General features: G+C 60.7%; 13 protein-coding genes and 2 pseudogenes. 10 read left to right on the top strand and 5 right to left on the bottom strand.

What is annotated here, in order from left to right:
• Positions 1 to 14: 14 nt before the first annotated feature.
• The 4 genes from BN2694_RS15675 to BN2694_RS15660 form a co-directional block, all read right to left on the bottom strand.
• Positions 15 to 1,781: a hypothetical protein gene (locus BN2694_RS15675; protein ID WP_135667318.1), complete on the bottom strand. Its 1,767-nt coding sequence runs from the start codon at positions 1,779 to 1,781 to the stop codon at positions 15 to 17.
• Between the two features lie 55 nt (positions 1,782 to 1,836).
• On the bottom strand, positions 1,837 to 2,214 hold the full coding sequence (locus BN2694_RS15670; protein ID WP_210409006.1) for a DUF7382 domain-containing protein: 378 nt from the start codon (positions 2,212 to 2,214) through the stop codon (positions 1,837 to 1,839).
• A 221-nt stretch (positions 2,215 to 2,435) separates the two neighbouring features.
• Entirely contained in the window at positions 2,436 to 4,205 is a 1,770-nt protein-coding gene (locus tag BN2694_RS15665) for a GLUG motif-containing protein (RefSeq protein WP_135667314.1), read from the bottom strand.
• A gap of 72 nt (positions 4,206 to 4,277) precedes the next feature.
• Entirely contained in the window at positions 4,278 to 4,775 is a 498-nt protein-coding gene (locus BN2694_RS15660; protein ID WP_135667312.1) for a DUF7382 domain-containing protein, read from the bottom strand.
• Positions 4,776 to 4,872: 97 nt separating this feature from the next.
• Here BN2694_RS15660 and BN2694_RS15655 point away from each other — a divergent pair.
• From BN2694_RS15655 to BN2694_RS15635, 5 genes and pseudogenes are all read left to right on the top strand, one after another.
• A pseudogene (locus BN2694_RS15655) lies at positions 4,873 to 5,935 on the top strand (ATP-binding protein).
• Between the two features lie 31 nt (positions 5,936 to 5,966).
• Positions 5,967 to 6,692 carry a DUF7310 family coiled-coil domain-containing protein gene (locus tag BN2694_RS15650; protein WP_135667310.1) on the top strand — a complete coding sequence of 242 codons (726 nt, stop codon included), beginning with the start codon at positions 5,967 to 5,969 and terminating at the stop codon, positions 6,690 to 6,692.
• The gene (locus BN2694_RS15645; protein ID WP_135667308.1) at positions 6,689 to 7,165 is read left to right on the top strand and encodes a DUF7311 family protein; all 477 of its coding nucleotides are present in this window, start codon (positions 6,689 to 6,691) and stop codon (positions 7,163 to 7,165) included. Before BN2694_RS15650 ends, BN2694_RS15645 begins: the two co-directional genes overlap by 4 nt.
• 39 nt (positions 7,166 to 7,204) lie before the next feature.
• Positions 7,205 to 9,136, top strand: a complete 1,932-nt coding sequence (locus BN2694_RS15640) for a type II/IV secretion system ATPase subunit (protein WP_135667306.1) — start codon at positions 7,205 to 7,207, stop codon at positions 9,134 to 9,136.
• Between the two features lie 6 nt (positions 9,137 to 9,142).
• On the top strand, positions 9,143 to 10,864 hold the full coding sequence (locus BN2694_RS15635) for a secretion system protein (protein ID WP_135667305.1): 1,722 nt from the start codon (positions 9,143 to 9,145) through the stop codon (positions 10,862 to 10,864).
• 175 nt (positions 10,865 to 11,039) lie between these two features.
• On the opposite strand, the pseudogene BN2694_RS15630 reads toward BN2694_RS15635, so the two are convergent.
• Positions 11,040 to 11,189: pseudogene (locus tag BN2694_RS15630) on the bottom strand (ISH3 family transposase); the annotation flags it as partial.
• A gap of 150 nt (positions 11,190 to 11,339) precedes the next feature.
• On the opposite strand from BN2694_RS15630, the gene BN2694_RS15625 reads away from it, so the two are divergent.
• From BN2694_RS15625 to BN2694_RS17265, 5 genes are all read left to right on the top strand, one after another.
• On the top strand, positions 11,340 to 11,858 hold the full coding sequence (locus BN2694_RS15625) for a DUF7283 family protein (RefSeq protein WP_135667303.1): 519 nt from the start codon (positions 11,340 to 11,342) through the stop codon (positions 11,856 to 11,858).
• On the top strand, positions 11,851 to 12,348 hold the full coding sequence (locus BN2694_RS15620; protein ID WP_135667301.1) for a DUF7285 family protein: 498 nt from the start codon (positions 11,851 to 11,853) through the stop codon (positions 12,346 to 12,348). Before BN2694_RS15625 ends, BN2694_RS15620 begins: the two co-directional genes overlap by 8 nt.
• Positions 12,345 to 13,286 carry a DUF7284 family protein gene (locus BN2694_RS15615; protein WP_135667299.1) on the top strand — a complete coding sequence of 314 codons (942 nt, stop codon included), beginning with the start codon at positions 12,345 to 12,347 and terminating at the stop codon, positions 13,284 to 13,286. The genes BN2694_RS15620 and BN2694_RS15615 overlap by 4 nt, the downstream gene beginning before the upstream one ends.
• A complete protein-coding gene (locus BN2694_RS15610; protein ID WP_135667297.1) occupies positions 13,283 to 16,222 on the top strand; it encodes a DUF7286 family protein in 2,940 nt (979 codons plus the stop codon). The genes BN2694_RS15615 and BN2694_RS15610 overlap by 4 nt, the downstream gene beginning before the upstream one ends.
• Positions 16,223 to 16,462: 240 nt before the next feature.
• Positions 16,463 to 16,609 (top strand): hypothetical protein, encoded by a 147-nt coding sequence (locus BN2694_RS17265; RefSeq protein ID WP_167880065.1) that lies wholly within the window; start codon positions 16,463 to 16,465, stop codon positions 16,607 to 16,609.
• Positions 16,610 to 17,352: the final 743 nt, after the last annotated feature.

Below are 17,352 nucleotides of genomic sequence, written 5' to 3'. Positions count from 1 at the left end.
TTCGTGCATCGGGGTCACAGTCGTCGTCCGAGCAGCACGCCACCCCCGATAGCCACGACTATGACACCGCCGACCAGCGGGACCGGCAGTCCTCCCAACCCGCTGTCGTCGCGTGTAGCCGGGCCGCTGTTGTCGGTCTGGTCGCCATCACCGGCCTGATTCGAGTCACCATCTCCGTTCCGCTTACCGCTGTCGTCAGCTATTGACTCGGTGCTCGGCTGTGGCGAAACCTCGACCGAACCGGTGTCGATGCCGTCGATCGAGAGGGCGTACGTGCCTGCACTCTCTGGTGTCCACTCGAAGGTGTGGGTTTCGTTCGAATCGCCATCGACGGTCACGTTCTCGGTAGCCACTGCTTCGCCGTCGACGAGCAAGTCGGCGTGGTGATACGTTGTGTTCTTGTCGACGTTGCGGAACGTCCCCGTGACGGTGACGGTCTCGCCGGCCATCACGTCAGGTGAGTTAGTATGCGCGTCGATAGCGGAGATTCCTTCAGCAGCGATGACGATGATATCTGTCGAACCGGTTTCGCCGGCTGCGCTGGCGGAGATGGTTGCCTGTCCGGGACTCTCGGCGACGATTGTATTGTCGCCCGTGACGGTCGCGATGTCTGGATTCTCGCTTTGGGCGGTAACAGTGCTGGTCAATCCGACCATATCTGGGCTTACTCGTGAGGCACTGATCGTGGCTGTTGTATTGTTGCCCGCCGAGATTATCTGTCGGCTTATGTCGACGTGCACGGCTTGGACCTCCCACTGAAGGATCGGGTAGTCGTCCGTCAGCACCCACGTCTCCTCGAGGTCCAGCTCTGGCATTTCCGTCGCTGCCTGAGCACCCGTCATGTCGGCCGTCCGCAAGGCCGTCCCGGCCGCCGGCCCGTCGCCGACGCCGGCGGGTTGTCCGGTGGCCGCCTGGTCCCAGTAGACGCCGGTCAAAGTGGCGGTGTTCCTGGCCGCGAGTCCGCCGGCGTACCGCACCCCGTCGTTTTCCACGGTGGTGATGGCCCCGGCAGCGTAGCCTGCACGTGTCGTCCCGGTGTTGTACCCGACAAGTCCGCCGGCGGTGGCGCTCTCGATGGACCCGAGCGCGTAGCTGTTGGCGACTAGGCCGTCGTTCCGGCCGGCGACGCCGCCGATCAACTGCCCGGGCGACTGGATGTCGACGTCGGCCCACGACTCAAGGAGTTCCCCGTCGGCGGTCTGGCGACCTACGAGGCCGCCGACCGTCGAAGCGCTTCCGCCGACGTTCCCGCGCGTCTCGATTTGCATCTCCCCGGTCGCCGACACGCGGCGAACCGTGCCGTCGTTCGTCCCGACGACGGTGCCGGATTGGCCCTGGGCGTGGACGGACACGTCCGCAAAGTGGACGTTCCGGATCGTCCCCTTCAACCGGCTGAAGACGCCTATACCGTCCGAATTGGATCGCGTGATACTCAGCCCGGTGACTACATGTCCCTGGCCGTCGAAGCTCCCCTGGAAGGGGTCTTCGGGTCCGCCGATTGGTTCGAACTCCCCGATGGCCTCGGCTCTGGTGGCGTCGCTCGCGTCGATGTCGGCCCCGAGTATGTAGTGGGAGTCCAGGTCGTCGTCGATCCCTTGGAGGCCCGAGACGTTCGTGATTACGTACGGATCGGCCGCGGTGCCGGTGCCGTCGAGCTGGGCTGGCGGCCCACCGGCTGCACCTGCGCTGCCGGCAGCGCCGCCGAGCGCGACTAGGCCGAGTGCGGCGACGCACACTGCGAGCACGACCAGCTTCGAAGCTCGGTCCTGATTGATTTTCATTGTTTTGCGTAGAGGGGGTAGTTGGACGCTCCTAGCCGGTCCCGGAGGAGAAGCGTCAGGGGCTGCCCGACCGGATGACGGTCATCTTGTCGTTCGCCTGGTCGTCCGTGTACGGCGAGTCCGCTGGCGGAACGACTTCGAAGCGAATCTTGCCGGTCTCCTGGGTCGTGCGCCACCCCGCGGCGACGTCGCCACTGCCGTCACCGACGGTGAATGATATCTTCCCGTCGCTATTCGTGGTGGCGGTGTACGGTTCCGCGATACTAAGCGTGTCACCGCGGACGATCACGTCGGCTTCGGGGATTGGGTCGCCGGTCTTGTCGTCGACCACGGTGATCGTCTTGCTTGAGCCGTCGTCCTGGACGACTGCGTTGTTGAACTCGATGTCCACCTCCTGATCCGCCCCAAAATCGAACGTCCCCAGGATCTGCATCATGATCCCCAAGGCCGCGACGCCGACGACCAGTGCGATGACCAGCCGTATGGGTAGCCCTTCGATGGCACGTTCGTCTTCTTTGAACGATCGATCCGACCCGTTCGGGATTCTCTCGTGAGCATACTCCCATTGGCCTCGTTCTCTGATTTAAAGGTTGACTGCCGCCCCTCTTACTCAGGGACACACTGCAAAAATGAATCCGTTCGCGAAATTCTCTCTTACAGGCGTCGTCCGAGAACGATACCGCCGCCAGCAGCCACAGCGACACCGCCGAGAGCCAGTGGGACTACTGGTAGTCCACCGGAGTCATCGCCATTCGAACTGGATTGTCCTGACGGTGCGTTGTCGCCTGCTTCACCATCACCCGATCCGTCAGCATTCTCTCCAGTATTGTCGTCTGCTGGTTGTTCAGTGGTTGACTTCGGTGAAACGTCGACCGAGCCAGCATCGATTCCGTCAATCGCAAGGTCGTATGTGCCTGCACTCTCGGCCGTCCATTCGAAGGTGTGCTTGCTATCGGCGTTGCCGACTACCGTGACATTCTCTGTGACCACTGCTTCGCCGTTGACGAGTAGGTCGGAATGGAGGTAAGTCGCGTTCTCGTCGACGTTGCGGAACGTTGCTGTGATCGTGACGGTGTCGCCGGCTGTCACATCGGTTGCGTCGACTTCGGCATCAATGGCGGAGATGCCCTCGTTAGCAATGACAGTCACGTCGGTCATTCCGGTATTGCCGGCGAGCGTAGAAGATAGTTCGACTTCACCTGGTTGGTGACCAGTCACGACACCATTGCTGATCGTCGCGATTTCGGGGTTATTGCTCGCGTATTCGGCGACAGTAGTTGCGGTTTCGGTACGATCGCCGATCAGACTAAGTGAGACATTTGCGTCTGTCTCATTTCCGGCGATTACGATCTCATTATCGGTAGAAAGAGAAACTCCCTCAACTTCTCGCTGGAGAATTGGATAACCGTCCGTTGCCGTCCAGGCCTCATCGGAGACAAGTGCGTCCATCGAGGAGTACACGTCCGTCCCAGTCATCTCCTCCGTCGATAGGCCGGTTCCGGCTTCGCCACCCTCACCAACGCCGTTTCGTTGTCCCGTAGCTTCGATATTCCAGTACGAGTCGACGATAAGACCATTGTTCTTTTCAGCAAGTCCTCCTGTAGTGCTTCCGTCCACTCTTCCAGTTGCATACACGCGCTGCATCGAGTTTGCATTCCCTCCTATTATTCCCCCAGCACGATTCTCACCTACAACATCTCCGATTGCATACGAGTTACTTATTTGTCCATTATACCAGCTACGACCAACCAATCCACCAGTATAATATTCTGCACCGGATACATCAACATCTGCCCACGATTCATTGATTTTACCTCCGTTAATCCCAACGAGCCCCCCAGCTAGAGAGTCATCAGTGGTCACACTTCCTGTTGCTGAGGCCGATTCTATCACTCCTTTTTCGCTATTTTGGCTTACAAGGACAGCTGGATCATGACCCTCAATTTTCGCCCTAGATATATGGACATTCTTTACTAATCCTTCTGATTCTGCAAACATGGCCATCCCACTCCATTTTGGTCTACGAATGGTCAGCCCCTCTATGGTGTAGCCACGTCCGTTAAAGACGCCTTTGAAGGCAGGACCTCTCTCAATTGATCCATGACTGAGACCAATCGGTTCGAATCCAGCACCCGCGTTCCAATTTGATGTCTCTGTCGCGTCGATGTCGTTTCCGAGGGCATAATAGGCGTTTATATCTTCACTTATCGCTTGCAACTCTTCCGCATTCGTGATGACGTAGGGATCTTCGGCGGTTCCGGTACCATTCATATTTTGTAGATTATCTGACCCTGCAACTACTGGTGATACAACAAAAGTTGATACACACACTAAGGATAATGATATGAATATAAATATTTTTGTGGACCTTTCAAAAAAGGGTGCTACTTCTATCTTATTGTGGTTGTCTGTATTTATATACATATTTAGATGATATTATACCAAATTGTATTAGTAATCAATATCAACCATTCTATCGATGGTTGTATTCCATTTTCAATTTTGTCTTATGATTGTTGGATCTGGATTTCCTCGATCATCAACATAGTTTCCATCTTGTGGTGGTTTTACCGTCACGGTGAGCTCACCTGAATCCTGGTTCGAACGCCATTGGGGTGTGATCTCATCATCTCCACCGCCAATTGCAATCTGAACCGTGTGATCGTTTTCTCCAGTATGGGCGCTCACTACGCCTTCTGTGCTCAACGTGTCTCCTTTCACCACTACGTAGGAATTTTTCACTGCTTCCCCTTTGCTGTCTACAACACTAATGATTAAATCATCACCATTTTCACTCACTACAGGATTCTCATATTCTACAGTCACTTCTTTATCCGCCCCGAAGTCGAACGTCCCCAGCACTTGCATCATAATGCCGAGTGCGGCGACGCCGACGACCAGTGCGATGACGAGCCGTATCGGTAGGCCCTCGATGGCACGTTCGTCTTCTTTGAACGATCGATCCGACCCGTTCGGGATTGGTGGACCGCGCATACCCCCTTTGGTTGCGTTATCCCACTTAAACGTTGGACCGTTGACTCGTCGGATCGAATCCCAAACGAAATGTATCTTTCAGACTGTCTGTTTCGGCGTGACGTTCGTCATCGGACGCGGTGAGGCAGTGGAGAGGGGACCGACCGCGACGCTCGGGTCTTATCGGGCACTCGACGGCAGCAGAGGCGCGAAACTATATCTCGATCTGGACGGTCCCCATGCCGTCCTGATCGTCGGCAAGCGCGGGTACGGCAAGTCCTACACTCTGGGCGTCCTCGCCGAGGACCTCGCCCGCGCGAACGCCGTCGCGCCCGTGATCGTCGACCCGATGGGCGTCTTCGACACTATCGGCGATGGCAGCAACGACGATCCCGTCCCGACGACGGTGTTCGATCAGCCATGCGTGGTCGCGACGTCGCTAGACCCGCGATCGTGGTGTGAACTCTTGTCGCTGTCGCCCGAGAGCGGTGCCGGCGGGCTCGTTTGGCAGGCCGCCAGCGAGACCGATACGCTCGACGGCATGCGTGAGCACGTGGCCGGCACCGACGCCCCACAGACTGACAAGCGCGCCGCGAGCAACCACCTCAATCTGGCCGAATCCTGGGATGTCTTCGACCCCGACGGCCTCGATTCGGCGGCACTCGCCAGCCCGGAGATCACCGTCGTCGACGTCTCGGGGATGGATACGGCGCCGATGAACGCGGTCGTGCGTGGCGTCGGCGAGGCGCTCTATCGTGCGCGGATCGATCGCACGGTCGAACGACTCCCCTGGCTGCTGATCGACGAGGCCCACGCGTTCTTCGACGGGGTCGCCCGGCCAGCAGTAGAACGGCTTCTTACGCGCGGGCGCGCACCCGGGATTAGTCGTCGTCCTTGCCACCCAGCGCCCTGCGATCGTCCCAGAGGTGGCAGTCTCCCAGTCGGATATCTTGATCACCCACCGACTCACTTCCGAACAGGACCTCCAAGCACTGGAGGCCGCCCAGCCGACCTACATGCAGGAGTCTCTCGAAGAGCAACTGCCGACCGAAACCGGCGAAGTCGTCGTCATTGATGACGCCACCGAGACTGTCCACGCCGCACAGATACGGCAGCGTGACACCCCACATGGCGGGGACTCTCCCCGAGCCAGTGAGATGGGTTCCGGGAATGACGGGTGAGTTTAAATAGGGGAACGGGGCGAAATACGGCGTGACCGATATCGAACGGATCGAACAACGACTATCGGCAGTCGAGCGGACGGTAACGGGTGAGATCGACATCGACGCCGAGCGACTGCAGGCGGTCCTGGCGCTATCCGGGGACGTCGAGGACATCGAGGACCGTCTCGAAGCGCTCGAAAAGCGGATCGCGACGATCGAAGCCGATGTCCAGTCCATCGGGGGATACTATTCGGAAGTCGAGTCGGTCAACGAGGAGGTCGAACGACACGCGCTGTCCGCGGTCGCGGCCGTCGATCGACTTGAGGATCGCGTTGCTGACTTGGAGGGGTCAGTCAGCGATCTCGACCCGGCTACTGAACGGATACAGCGGGCTGTCGAGCAGTCCGTCGCTGCCGCCGACGCCACTGACGAGGGCGAAGTTCCCGCGAAAAACGGGAATGGAACGGACGCTACGGGAACGGGACACGACGACAATGGGACGAACGCGGCCACAACGGGGAACAGTGAGTCCTTTCCCGGCCAGTTTCGATCGGCTTCCCACAGCTCTGACGACCGTTCCAGCGAGGCCGCGGGGGGAAGCGATGGCGACGACGCTCCGGACGGGACTGGGGACGGGACAGACACGACTTCGTCGGATCGGACGCCCTCCCAACAGCGGGTCGACGAAATACTGGCCAGCACGGAATCCGGCGACAGCGATGAAAACCATGAAGGTGAGGGCGTACTGGAGCGTCTTCGCCAGCACGTCCCGTGATCCGGTACGTCGTGGCGATCGTTCTGACGGTCGCCATTCTGGGAGTGAGCTTTGCGGGGCTGGAAACCGCCAGTACAGCCGCCAGCGAACGGGAAGTGTGGGCAAGCATCACAGACTTGGAGGACGCCGCAGTCTCTTTGATCAGCAACGACGAACTGCCACCCGAAGGCCATCCAGGTGCACAACGGCTGGTCACTGTCGAGATGCCAGCGGACTCACTCACGACGAAGCCGATCAGCCATTTCGAGTTGCGCCGAGTGACGGGCGAGCGGCTTTCGGTCGTGGCCTTTCGGATCGAGGGTGGCCCGATGCATACCGAGACGATCGACGTGCCGATACGGAACGCGACCGGCGGCGATCTGGTCGAACTCTCGGGTACAGCGGATCGACGCCTCCGGCTGACGCTTACCAGAGATGCCCGGCGACGCCCCGTCGTTACGGTGGTTCGCTTCGACGAGATCGATGCTCCGTGAGGGCGTCCGTTTATCTACCATACCGGGACCAGATGGGGCATGTCGAAGGAGGCGACGGATACGTCACTCTCGGATGCGGTACTCTCACTGACTCCCCAGTCCGTCCTGGACCGACTCCCGTCGCGAAACGAGGGCGGGGGCTGTCGTTGTGAGACGTCGTTCGACGAGACGACACTCAGGGTCGACGCGGACGGCTGTGACGGAGACCTCAGGACGGAACCCGAGTGTCGACGGACGGTCATCGCCGAGCTAGAGGATAGAGATGCAACGAACATTCGCGTCCGGTCGCACGGTCTCGCGTACCGGTACAGCGACGCGGGGGTGTCCCTCTTGTCGGCGGCTGGCCGCTTTCTCGAACTGCTGGGTGATCGTCACGAGCGACTGGCCGAGACGGCAGCGACGGATCCTCTCGCTGCAGTGGACGATCTCAGTGAGCGGGTCGGCCCTGTTGTAGACGTAGCTGTCGAGTCCGGCCTACTGACGGCCGCCGAGGACCTCGAATCCTACGAGGAGTGTCTGCTTCCCTCGGTTGGGATGACGATCTCGTATTATTTCCTCGATCAGTCTGTCGGTGGCGGTCCTCATCTCACGGACGTTCGAACGCTGGAGACCGGAAGCGACGTGCGGATCTACGAGCGCGAGACCGGCATTCCGCTGTACCTCCTCGGTTCGATCGACGTTTCGTTGTCTCGCCAGGAACGGGAGATTCTCCTCGATGCCTACGAAGCGATCGCCGAGGGGGTCGTCGAAGGTGAGCGTGCAGCGTCGCGTGCTATCGAACATGTTTCAGACGAAGCTGTCGACCCGCGACTGTCTGGCATCCTCCGGAAACACACGCACGGCTACGGCGTCCTCGAGGATTTCTTCTCGGATCCGCGCGTCAGCGACGTCTACGTCACTGCGCCGGTCTCGTCGAACCCGCTCCGGGTCGTCGTCGACGGCGAGACCATGGAGACGAACATTCATCTCTCGGCCGAGGGGGCGCGTGCGCTCGCCTCGCGCGTCCGTCGGACGAGCGGACGGGCATTCTCGCGGGCGAACCCGACCGTGGACGCGACTGCCGATCTGCAGAACGGGACCGGGATCCGGATCGCCGGCGTGACCGACCCGGTGTCCGCTGGCGTCGCGTTCGCGTTCCGCGAGCGGGCCGACGACCGGTTCACGCTCCCCGCGCTCGTCGCGAACGGCACGATGACGGCCACTGTCGCCGGCTTCCTCTCGATTGCGATCGAACGCAACGGCGCGACGCTGATCGCCGGCACGCGTGGCGCGGGAAAGACGACCTTGCTCGGCACCTTGCTTTACGAACTCGCGCCGGCAACGCGAACGGTCGCCATCGAGGACACGCCGGAATTGCCTCTCGATCCCCTCCAGAGCGTCGGGCGAGATGTCCAGGCACTCAGGACCGGCAGCGGAGAGGGCCCGGAGATCACCGCTGCGGAAGCGTTGCGGACTGCTCTTCGACTCGGTGATGGTGCGCTCGTCGTCGGAGAGATCCGCGGCGAGGAGGCGCGCGTCCTCTACGAGGCGATGCGCGTGGGGGCGAACGCCAACGCCGTCCTCGGGACGATCCACGGAGACGGTGCCGAAGACATCTACGAACGGGTCGTCTCCGATCTGGGCGTCGAACCATCGTCGTTTGCCGTTACGGATCTCGTTGTCACGGTCCAGGCCTACGACACGCCCGAAGGCCGCAAGCGGCGCGTTTCACGCATCGAGGAAGTTATGAACGACGGCGAGGACGTGTGGTTCGCCCCACTCTTCGAGATCGACGAGGACAAAGCCCGACCGTCAGGGCGTATCGACCGCGGGGAGAGTCGATTTGTCGACGATATTACGGGGCCGGGCGAAGAGTACGCGGATATCAGGCAGGCGATCTCCGAGCGGGCGGACCAACTCGAATCGCTGGCTGGGGATGGCCGGACGAATCCTCGCGAGGTCGCGACGGCGTACGCCCGTCAGCGGAGTTGAGTACTGATGGTTCTGGTCGGCTCACTCCGGACGATTGCGCGATTGTATCCCGACGAGGTCGAGGTCGGTCAGCAACTGCAGGAGTCACTCTCCTTTCTCGATACCGAACTCGCCCCGGAGACCGTCGTTCGCGGCGGATACGGCGCGGGCCTCTTGAGCTTGCTGTTCGTTGTGCCGTTGCTCGCTACTGGACTCGGATTCCCGGTGGCGCTGTTTCTCACTGTCGCGATCGCGGTCCTTCTCATCCACTCGATACACAGCGTTCCGAACCTGCTGGCTGCGTTCCGACGGACCGAGGCCCTCGGATCGGTGCCGAACCTGATCGGCCGGGCGGTGCTTCGCATGCAGATCCAGCCGGCGACCGAGAGTGCAGTTCGGTTCGCTGCGGAGACCGGCTATGGTCCCTTATCGGAGAACCTCTCGGCACACATCGATCGGTCGATGGGGACGCCACGGACCGGCATCATCTCGTTTGCCGAGGAGTGGGCGGAGTGGTTCCCGGCCGTCCGTCGCTCGGCGCATTTGCTCGTGATGGCACAGGATGCCCCGGAAGCCGAGCGCCGCCGGACGCTCGACCGGACGCTGATGTCCATCCTCGATGGAACGCGAAACCAGATGGCTGACTTCACCGCAAGCATACGCGGCCCGACGACGGCACTCTACGCGTTCGGGGTCATGATCCCGTTGGCGCTGGTCGCACTCGTCCCCGCCGCGACGCTCGTGGGCTATCCGGTCCCGATCTTATTTTTCATCGTCACGTACAACGTGGTGTTGCCGATCGTGTTGATCGCCGCAAGTCTTTGGCTACTCGTCCGTCGCCCCGTCGCCTTTCCGCCACCGAAAGTGACGCGCGAACACCCGGACGTGCCGGACCGCCTCTGGATCCGTCTCTTCTGGGCGCCGATCGTCGGGGCACCGGCGTTCGTCCTCACGCTTCTGTGGGGGCCGTCTCATCTCGCTGTACTCGCTGGCGTTGGATTCGGTCTGGGTGGGGTATTGATCGCGCTGTTTCGGCCGATCATCCTCGTTCGAAACCACGTCCGTGCCGTCGAGGAACACCTCGTCGACGCGCTGTACCTCGTTGGACGGCAAGTATCGGAAGGCGAAGCCGTCGAGTCCGTGATCCAGCAGGCAGGTGATCGAGTTCCCGAGGAGACCGGTGCGGTTTTCGAGAGCGCAGCCGGCTTACAGCGCCGACTCCACGTCGGCGTCGAAGAGGCGTTCATGGGCGAGTACGGTGCCTTACGCGATATCCCGAGCCCGCGGGCCCACAGTACCGCTGGCTTGCTCGCGATCGCGTCCCGCGAGGGGAAGCCGGCCGGTCGGGCCATCGTGTCCATGGCTGATCACCTCGAAGAACTGCAGGACGTCGACGACGAGGCCAAACGGCAACTCGCGAACGTCACCGGGACGCTCGATCACACGGCTTCGTATTTCGGCCCACTGGTCGCCGGGGCCACTGTCGGCCTGGCCGACATCATCGTCAGTCAGGATGTCGATCTATCCGAAACCCAGGCCGCTGCGTCGACGTTACCGAGCGATCAACTCGGTATCGTCGTCGGCGTGTTCGTTATCACGCTCTGTTTCATTCTCGTGCCACTGTCGGTCATGCTTCGGCACGGGCTTGATCGAGCGTTGCTCGGGTATCGCGTCGGCCGGTCCCTGCTTTCGGCGATCCCACTGTACGTGATTACGATTGTCCTCGTCTCGATGATCAATACCTCATAAAGCGTCCTCGGCCAGTTGTTTCTGAAGCCTGATTTCTGTGGCGGAGCGGTTGCACTGCCGGTCTCGACGAGAGAATCTTGCACGAATCGTCAGAGGGCTGTCGCTGTCGGCGGCGGCGGCTGCCGCTGACGCCGACAGCGTCGCCACTCACACTGCAAACCAACTCGGACAGGAGTTACCGGGTAAACCGATCGTCAAGTGGCCGGTTCGCGGGGACGGCCCGACGCACCGCGAGGGCCGTCCACGCGGCCCGTCGAACCATATGTACGAACTCCTTGTACGGCCACCACCAGAGGCGACGCCCGCCTCGGCGGGGCGTCGCCAGTTGGAGTGTCCATCCTCAGCAAGCAGACGTTCTAACTAACCGGCTTTGTGAGGTACTGATGAGCCGTTGAGGAAGAATGCCGTCCCTTCGATCGTCGGCTACCTGTTAGCGTGTCTTGATTTAAGTACGATGCCGAGACCAATGGGGGACATGGATCTAGAGGCGCCAGCGGATGCGTGGTACGTCTGGGCCGGCGCGTCGATCATGACGGTCGCGCTGGCCGGCGTTGCCCTCTCGATGCCGACACAGCCACCGCCGGACGCCCAGCAGGTGGCGAACACCATCGACAGCGTGGCCGGGACCGAACTCGGGGGGACGGCGGCGTACGACCACGACGCGGAGATGGTTCGTATCGATCCACAGGGCGTTTCGATGCGCAACGACGGGGGCACGCAACACGCCTCGATTTCGTTCGGACGGATCGCACCCGTCTACAACGATTCGGATCTCGAAGAGGTACTGTACGGCGTCCATCCGACCGACCACTACACCGGCAACGCCAGCGAATCCTGGCGTGCGTTTCACGAGGACGTTCAGGAGGCTCAGACGCTGGCCGAGAGTCCAGTGTGGCGACCTACCGACGGGACGCTACGCGTTCGGACGATCGTCTACGAACATCCCGATCTGTCTGTCAGTCAAACTGAACGAGCGATTCTCGTCGATGCCTGACACCAACTGCCGCGCCCAGACCGAACCGCTTGCAGCACTGGTAGCGGTCGCTGCCATTGCTATTGGCATCAGCATCTACGGGGCATACGTCGCCGACGTCCTTCCGGGAACGAGCGAGGACGCCGTCGAGGAACCGACGATCCAACGCGTCTGGTCGGAGATCGCCGAGGACGGTGTGTATCCATCGACGGACAATCCGTGGAACGACGTCGGCGGGGACGACCGCTACGATACGGTTGCCAGTCCGCTGGGCGGTCTCGATGCGGAGGCGCTCCCGAGAGGAACGACGGTGTACATCGCGGTCAGCACTGCCGATGACTCCGGTCGTGACGTGACACTGGCCGAGACAGTCTACGACGAGAGCGCAACGCAGTTGTCACCGGGACCGGACGAGCCACCCCAGCATGGCCGTGCGATCACGCGACCAGTGCCGGTCGAGGTCAAGCCGGGCGACGTCAGGGCGGGAACGCTCCGGGTGGTCGTATGGTGAGCAACCGGTTCCGAGCAGTCAGTACGGTCGCTGACGTTTCCCTCGCGCTCGTTATTATCAGTGCTGCCGTTGTGATGATGGGGGTTTTCCTGCAGGCTGATCCCGGGACTCACGAGCCGATGACGGCCGATCGCTCCGCGGAAACAGTCGCCGGGATGACGGTGACGGCGCGCTACAACGTCAGTGGGGTCACGGAACACAGCACCACGATTACGCCAGCCGATACTGAAATCGAGTGGCCAACCGATTCCACTGCGTTCGCTCGGAGTCGCCACGACACGATGGCGGATTTACTCGCGGAAGCTGCCATCGCAAACGCCACGTACGGTGGGAAGCAGCCGACTGTCACTGATGGCCCCTTCGAAGAGGCCATCGACGGCCGATTCAGGACCCGAATCGGTGGCGCGGACACAAACGTCCACGTGACGGCTATCTGGCGGCCGTACCGCGGATCGTCTATCGAGGGCATCGCCACTGCTGGGCCGAGCCCACCGGTCGATGCGGACATCAGTAGCGTCACGATGACGGTTCCAAGCGGCATCACGTTGCAAAACGACGTTTCGACGCTGCACAGTCGGGGCGAAGACAGGGCCGAGCAACTCGCCCGCCGGATCGTTGCCTCCCAGTTTCCACGGGAGGAGATGGTACACAGCCTGGAGAGTCAGGGAATGGCCCGCGATATAGCGGTCTATCGCTACTATGGGTTTTTGGACGCGGTCGGTACTGCGGCCGACCACGATCACACGGACGATCGTGATTCCCTTTCACGATACGCCGCAGATCCGGCTGAACTGAACGAAAAGATCGCCATCGACGCCAGCGATTCACTGGCCGATCAGATGGCCGACGAACAGCGCAACTTCGCGACCGACGAGCGCTTCGCGGGGTGGCTCACGATCGAGGACGTCGAAATCGTCGTCAGGACCTGGCATGCATGAAACGGAATAGATCGAGTGTGTCGATCGCATCGGACAACCGTGCGCGGATCCCCTTTGCCGTGGTCGGCGTACTCCTGTTACTTTCGAGCGTTGCGGTCGTGACCGTCTTACAGAGCCGGGCGGACCCCCAGCGCGATATCGATCCGTCCGTGGCACTGGATCGAAGCGAGGCGGTGACACAATCAGCGATCAAAGCCGCCGCCCTCGATGCGACCGATCGGGTCGCCGCCTCTCCGGTTACGGAGCCTGCAACTGAGGGCGACTTCGCAGAATTACTGGGCGATGCGGACACCAGTAGCGATGCGTTGTTTCGGAATTACGCGGCGCTGATGGTCTACAAATCCATCCATTCACGAATCAACGGAACGACACACGCGATACGAAACGACACGACTGCGACGGTTTCGCTGCCGTTGATCGACGACAGGGCTGATGCCGCCGATGCGATGGACCGCGTCACCTTCGAGGCAGGATACGAAACGAGCGATCGCGAACGTGGCACGGTCCGTCTGACAATTTCGGACGTGACATACACCATTCGGGAGGACGGGGATCACGTGGCGACACGATCGACGGACGTCTCCGTGGTCGTTGCCACGCCGATTTTCCAGATACACGAGCGCGTCCAGACCTATCAGGATCGCCTGGAGATGGATATGACCGATGGTTCCGGATTCGAAGGCATCGGGCGTGAGTTCGCCGCCCGGACCTACCCGGTCGTCATCGCGAAGGCGATGTTCAATTACGCACAGGGCAATCCGAAGAATGCGCCGATACAGCAAATCGTTCCCGAGAAACAGACCGAACTGTTGTTCAATCACGCCAACTACGCAGTCCAGTCGAAGACGTTCAAAACTCGGGACCCCCGCTGGGATCGCCCGACCAAGAGCAACACGCTGTGCTGGCTCGCCTGGGAGGCCGACCAAAATTACGACGGCAGCGCCGACAACTTCTCCGTCCTCCCGACGCCTGAGAACGCTTCGCTCCCGGAGTCCGGGAATGGAAACCCCGAAGATTACGAATACTTCTGTCGGAGGTCGGAATTTCTCTTCGGCGACGCCACCGGGACGCCCGGGGAGGTCCCCTCGCTGTGGGACATCATCTCGGGGGAACTCGGCGAGCAAGACGTGATGCGAGAGACGGAGAACGCCAGTTACGCGCTGTTCGCCGAACAGGCGTACGTCGATCTCCACCCCGTGGTCGACAATGTGGACGTGGACGTGACTGACGTCAGTGAGGACGACCGCGACGAAATCGAGAGAGTAACGAACGATCCAGCGGCGGATGGCCGGACGAACGGAACGCTCGACGACGTGATCGACGCCATCTACCGCATGGGAGTGGACGTCGAGACGAGTGGGACTGATGCGCCGTTCGACGTCGATCACAGGTGTGGCGGCGACTGGAGTTTCGGCGGCGTCGTGTCGACGGAATACACTGATCGAGGGGAAGACGCGGCCGTCACCGAACAGTGGCGGGATCGGGACGACCCCTCGGATACCGATCCGGACCTGTTCGAGATCCACCTCGAAGATACCGTCAGCAAAAAGGATACTTATACGTGTCTGAAAAGCGTTCCCAGAGGTCCACCAATCTCCGACACCAGGACGAGTTCCGACACTGCCACGCACGAACTCGACGTCTCGATCCGGGGTGAGTTCGATCCCGATGCGACCGTTACTATTGGCGGAGATTCCGACTTCACTGCGCATTCGGGGGACGTCGAGAACCTCTTTGTTGGCGACAACGGCGTCGATGGGGACGCACCGAGGAACTTCGATCTGGCTCCCGAGAGCGCGCTCGTCGAGGCGTTCGACGTGACCGAATTGAGCGACGATCCCGAACGCGATCTGGAATCGCTACTCGACGGAACCGCCCACAGAAGTACGTCCGACACCTGGGCAACGCTCGGGAGTCCCAGCGATGCCGACGGGGTATCTCTCGGGCCCGATTCGGTGACCAGTACACCGTCGGAGGCTCGAATGGACTTCGCCAAAGCAGCGCTCGAAACGGTCAAGGATCGGGTTTTGGACGAAGGACCACGCGAGTACCAACGGTCGGAATTCCTCACGGGGAATCCCTTCCGGGACATGGAAGCACATCTCGCGGCCCAACACGCGGACATCGTCTACGATGACGACGACCCGTTCACCGGGATGCCCAATTTCCTTCGGACCGAGATTCGCCATCGATATCATCAGGCAGCCGTCGAGTACACCGACGACGCATCCGAGGAGTTCGACGACGTCCACAGCGATTTGACCGACAAAATCGATGGAGACAATGCTCTCGACGAGGGTGTAGAGCTCGCACAAGACGCCGTCAATCGCGACCCGCCCTCCTATGCGGGGTCCATGGAGTCGTCTGATCTCCTCGGGTCGGTCAGCTTCGAGGTCAGAGGCTCACCGACGTATCTGGAATTCGACGCAGTGAATCGGTCCGAAGTCCCTGCCGTTCGACCGGCCGGTAACGTCGCGCGGAATCTAACGGGTGCTGAAGATGTCGAACACGTCGCTGCAAGCGGGTGTACGAACAATCGCATCGGGTACTTCGGGCTCCCCGTCCTACCGTGGCCGAGCGGCTGGGTCGTCACGACGAGTTCGTGGGGCGTCGACGTCAAGGGCGAGTACGCCCGCTTTGAGGTGACGGCTAACGTCAGTGACCCCGCCCGTGTGTCGTCGCTGACCTACGTCCGTGAAGACAAGACCGTCTCGACGACCCTCGGCAACGAAACGGCCACACTTGGTTCCGTCGACCCGATAACCATCGATACGTACGCCGAGTTCCCCATGATCGTCCCGTCCGGGAAAGCCGGGACTGGCGATCCGGCTGTTTTCGAAGCGGTCAACGTCGACGAACCAACGGCGGAGTGGGATTACGTCGGCCCCGGGTACGACCCGACGGGCGGTGAAACCGACTCCGAGGACAGCTGTTGAACCCCGCGTACGCCACAAGAACCGAGCGAACAGACAGCGATTCTCGGGTACGTTCCTCCACTTGAGCTTGTCCCGTCGCCGTCGGTCGTTTGTCCTCCGGATGCCATCCGGATATGGAATTCATTATAGAAGTATAACATACTACAGGATCGTCGTCAAAAATGACGGTCGGGGAATACTGATCGTGGCTGGAGTGTTGGGGGGAAACTCGTTGACCCAACCCGGTGTTGTGACCGCAGCGTGTTGCAGTGTGCGTACGACGCGCTCAATAGAACGCTGGGGCTGCCGGTCGGACCGATCAATCCCGCGGAGTACATCCCGTGGTTCACTACGAAACTCGATTTCGGCAGTTGGGTCGAACGACTCGCCCGCAAGTACGCGACGTAACTCGCCGAGTCGGGAACGATTAGCGGCAAGAAACCAAGTGGTGTTGCCGGCGCCTGCCCGTACAAGGCTGCTTGCGATCTCGGCGTCGATCTCACGCAAGCACGCGCCGCCGATGTCGCGGACGACGCTTCGATCGACACGCAAACGTCTCACAATAACCGCTCGACCGGTCTCGGACGACTACCCGTACATCTGTTTCCTGAGGCCAATTCGCGGTTCTCTGGGTGTCTGTTACCGGGTGACTGATTGCACTACCGATACCGCGTCGGTTTGGCACCTAATTCCTGTGGGCTGGGCCGATATGATGTGCGAGTACTATCTACTCGTTGTCCAAGCACTCCTCAAAGGGTCGGCATTTCGAACGCTTTCGATGCGTGCCGCCAATGGCAGTCGTTTGATCTGTCCAGAGGGATCATCAGCGTGCAGGGTCTCGATCCCGGCCAAATGTGCAACAAGATCAACGATTGACGCAGTCATAGAATACGCACAATGATGCTGCAGATTTGGCTATTCTAAAAAAGTACCTCACTATTTCATACCCAGGGGTGGTGGGTATTTCTGGGTCGGCGAAGCCGACCCTGGTACGCCACTATCGTCGATAGTGGTCGCTTCAAATCCTTCCCAATCGGGCGATTTCGGGCCCGTTCCGTGCGGGATCGAACTTGACTCCGCACGTAAATCGGATCCGATCTACTGCCCGACCCCTTTGTGACCTAGATCGCCACGATGGCAATCTGTCTCAG

Source organism: Halorhabdus rudnickae (assembly GCF_900880625.1).
Classification (GTDB): Archaea; Halobacteriota; Halobacteria; order Halobacteriales; family Haloarculaceae; genus Halorhabdus; species Halorhabdus rudnickae.
Note: the sequence above shows the minus strand (reverse complement) of the source record. Positions and strands in the feature narration are given on the sequence as shown.

Excerpts from the sequence above, each read along its gene's own strand:
- BN2694_RS15675 (WP_135667318.1), bottom strand. The coding sequence starts at position 1,781 with ATGAAAATCAATCAGGACCGAGCTTCGAAGCTGGTCGTGCTCGCAGTG.
- BN2694_RS15670 (WP_210409006.1), bottom strand. The coding sequence starts at position 2,214 with ATGCAGATCCTGGGGACGTTCGATTTTGGGGCGGATCAGGAGGTGGAC.
- BN2694_RS15665 (WP_135667314.1), bottom strand. The coding sequence starts at position 4,205 with ATGTATATAAATACAGACAACCACAATAAGATAGAAGTAGCACCCTTT.
- BN2694_RS15660 (WP_135667312.1), bottom strand. The coding sequence starts at position 4,775 with ATGCGCGGTCCACCAATCCCGAACGGGTCGGATCGATCGTTCAAAGAA.
- BN2694_RS15640 (WP_135667306.1), top strand. The coding sequence starts at position 7,205 with ATGTCGAAGGAGGCGACGGATACGTCACTCTCGGATGCGGTACTCTCA.
- BN2694_RS15635 (WP_135667305.1), top strand. The coding sequence starts at position 9,143 with ATGGTTCTGGTCGGCTCACTCCGGACGATTGCGCGATTGTATCCCGAC.
- BN2694_RS15625 (WP_135667303.1), top strand. The coding sequence starts at position 11,340 with ATGGATCTAGAGGCGCCAGCGGATGCGTGGTACGTCTGGGCCGGCGCG.
- BN2694_RS15620 (WP_135667301.1), top strand. The coding sequence starts at position 11,851 with ATGCCTGACACCAACTGCCGCGCCCAGACCGAACCGCTTGCAGCACTG.
- BN2694_RS15610 (WP_135667297.1), top strand. The coding sequence starts at position 13,283 with ATGAAACGGAATAGATCGAGTGTGTCGATCGCATCGGACAACCGTGCG.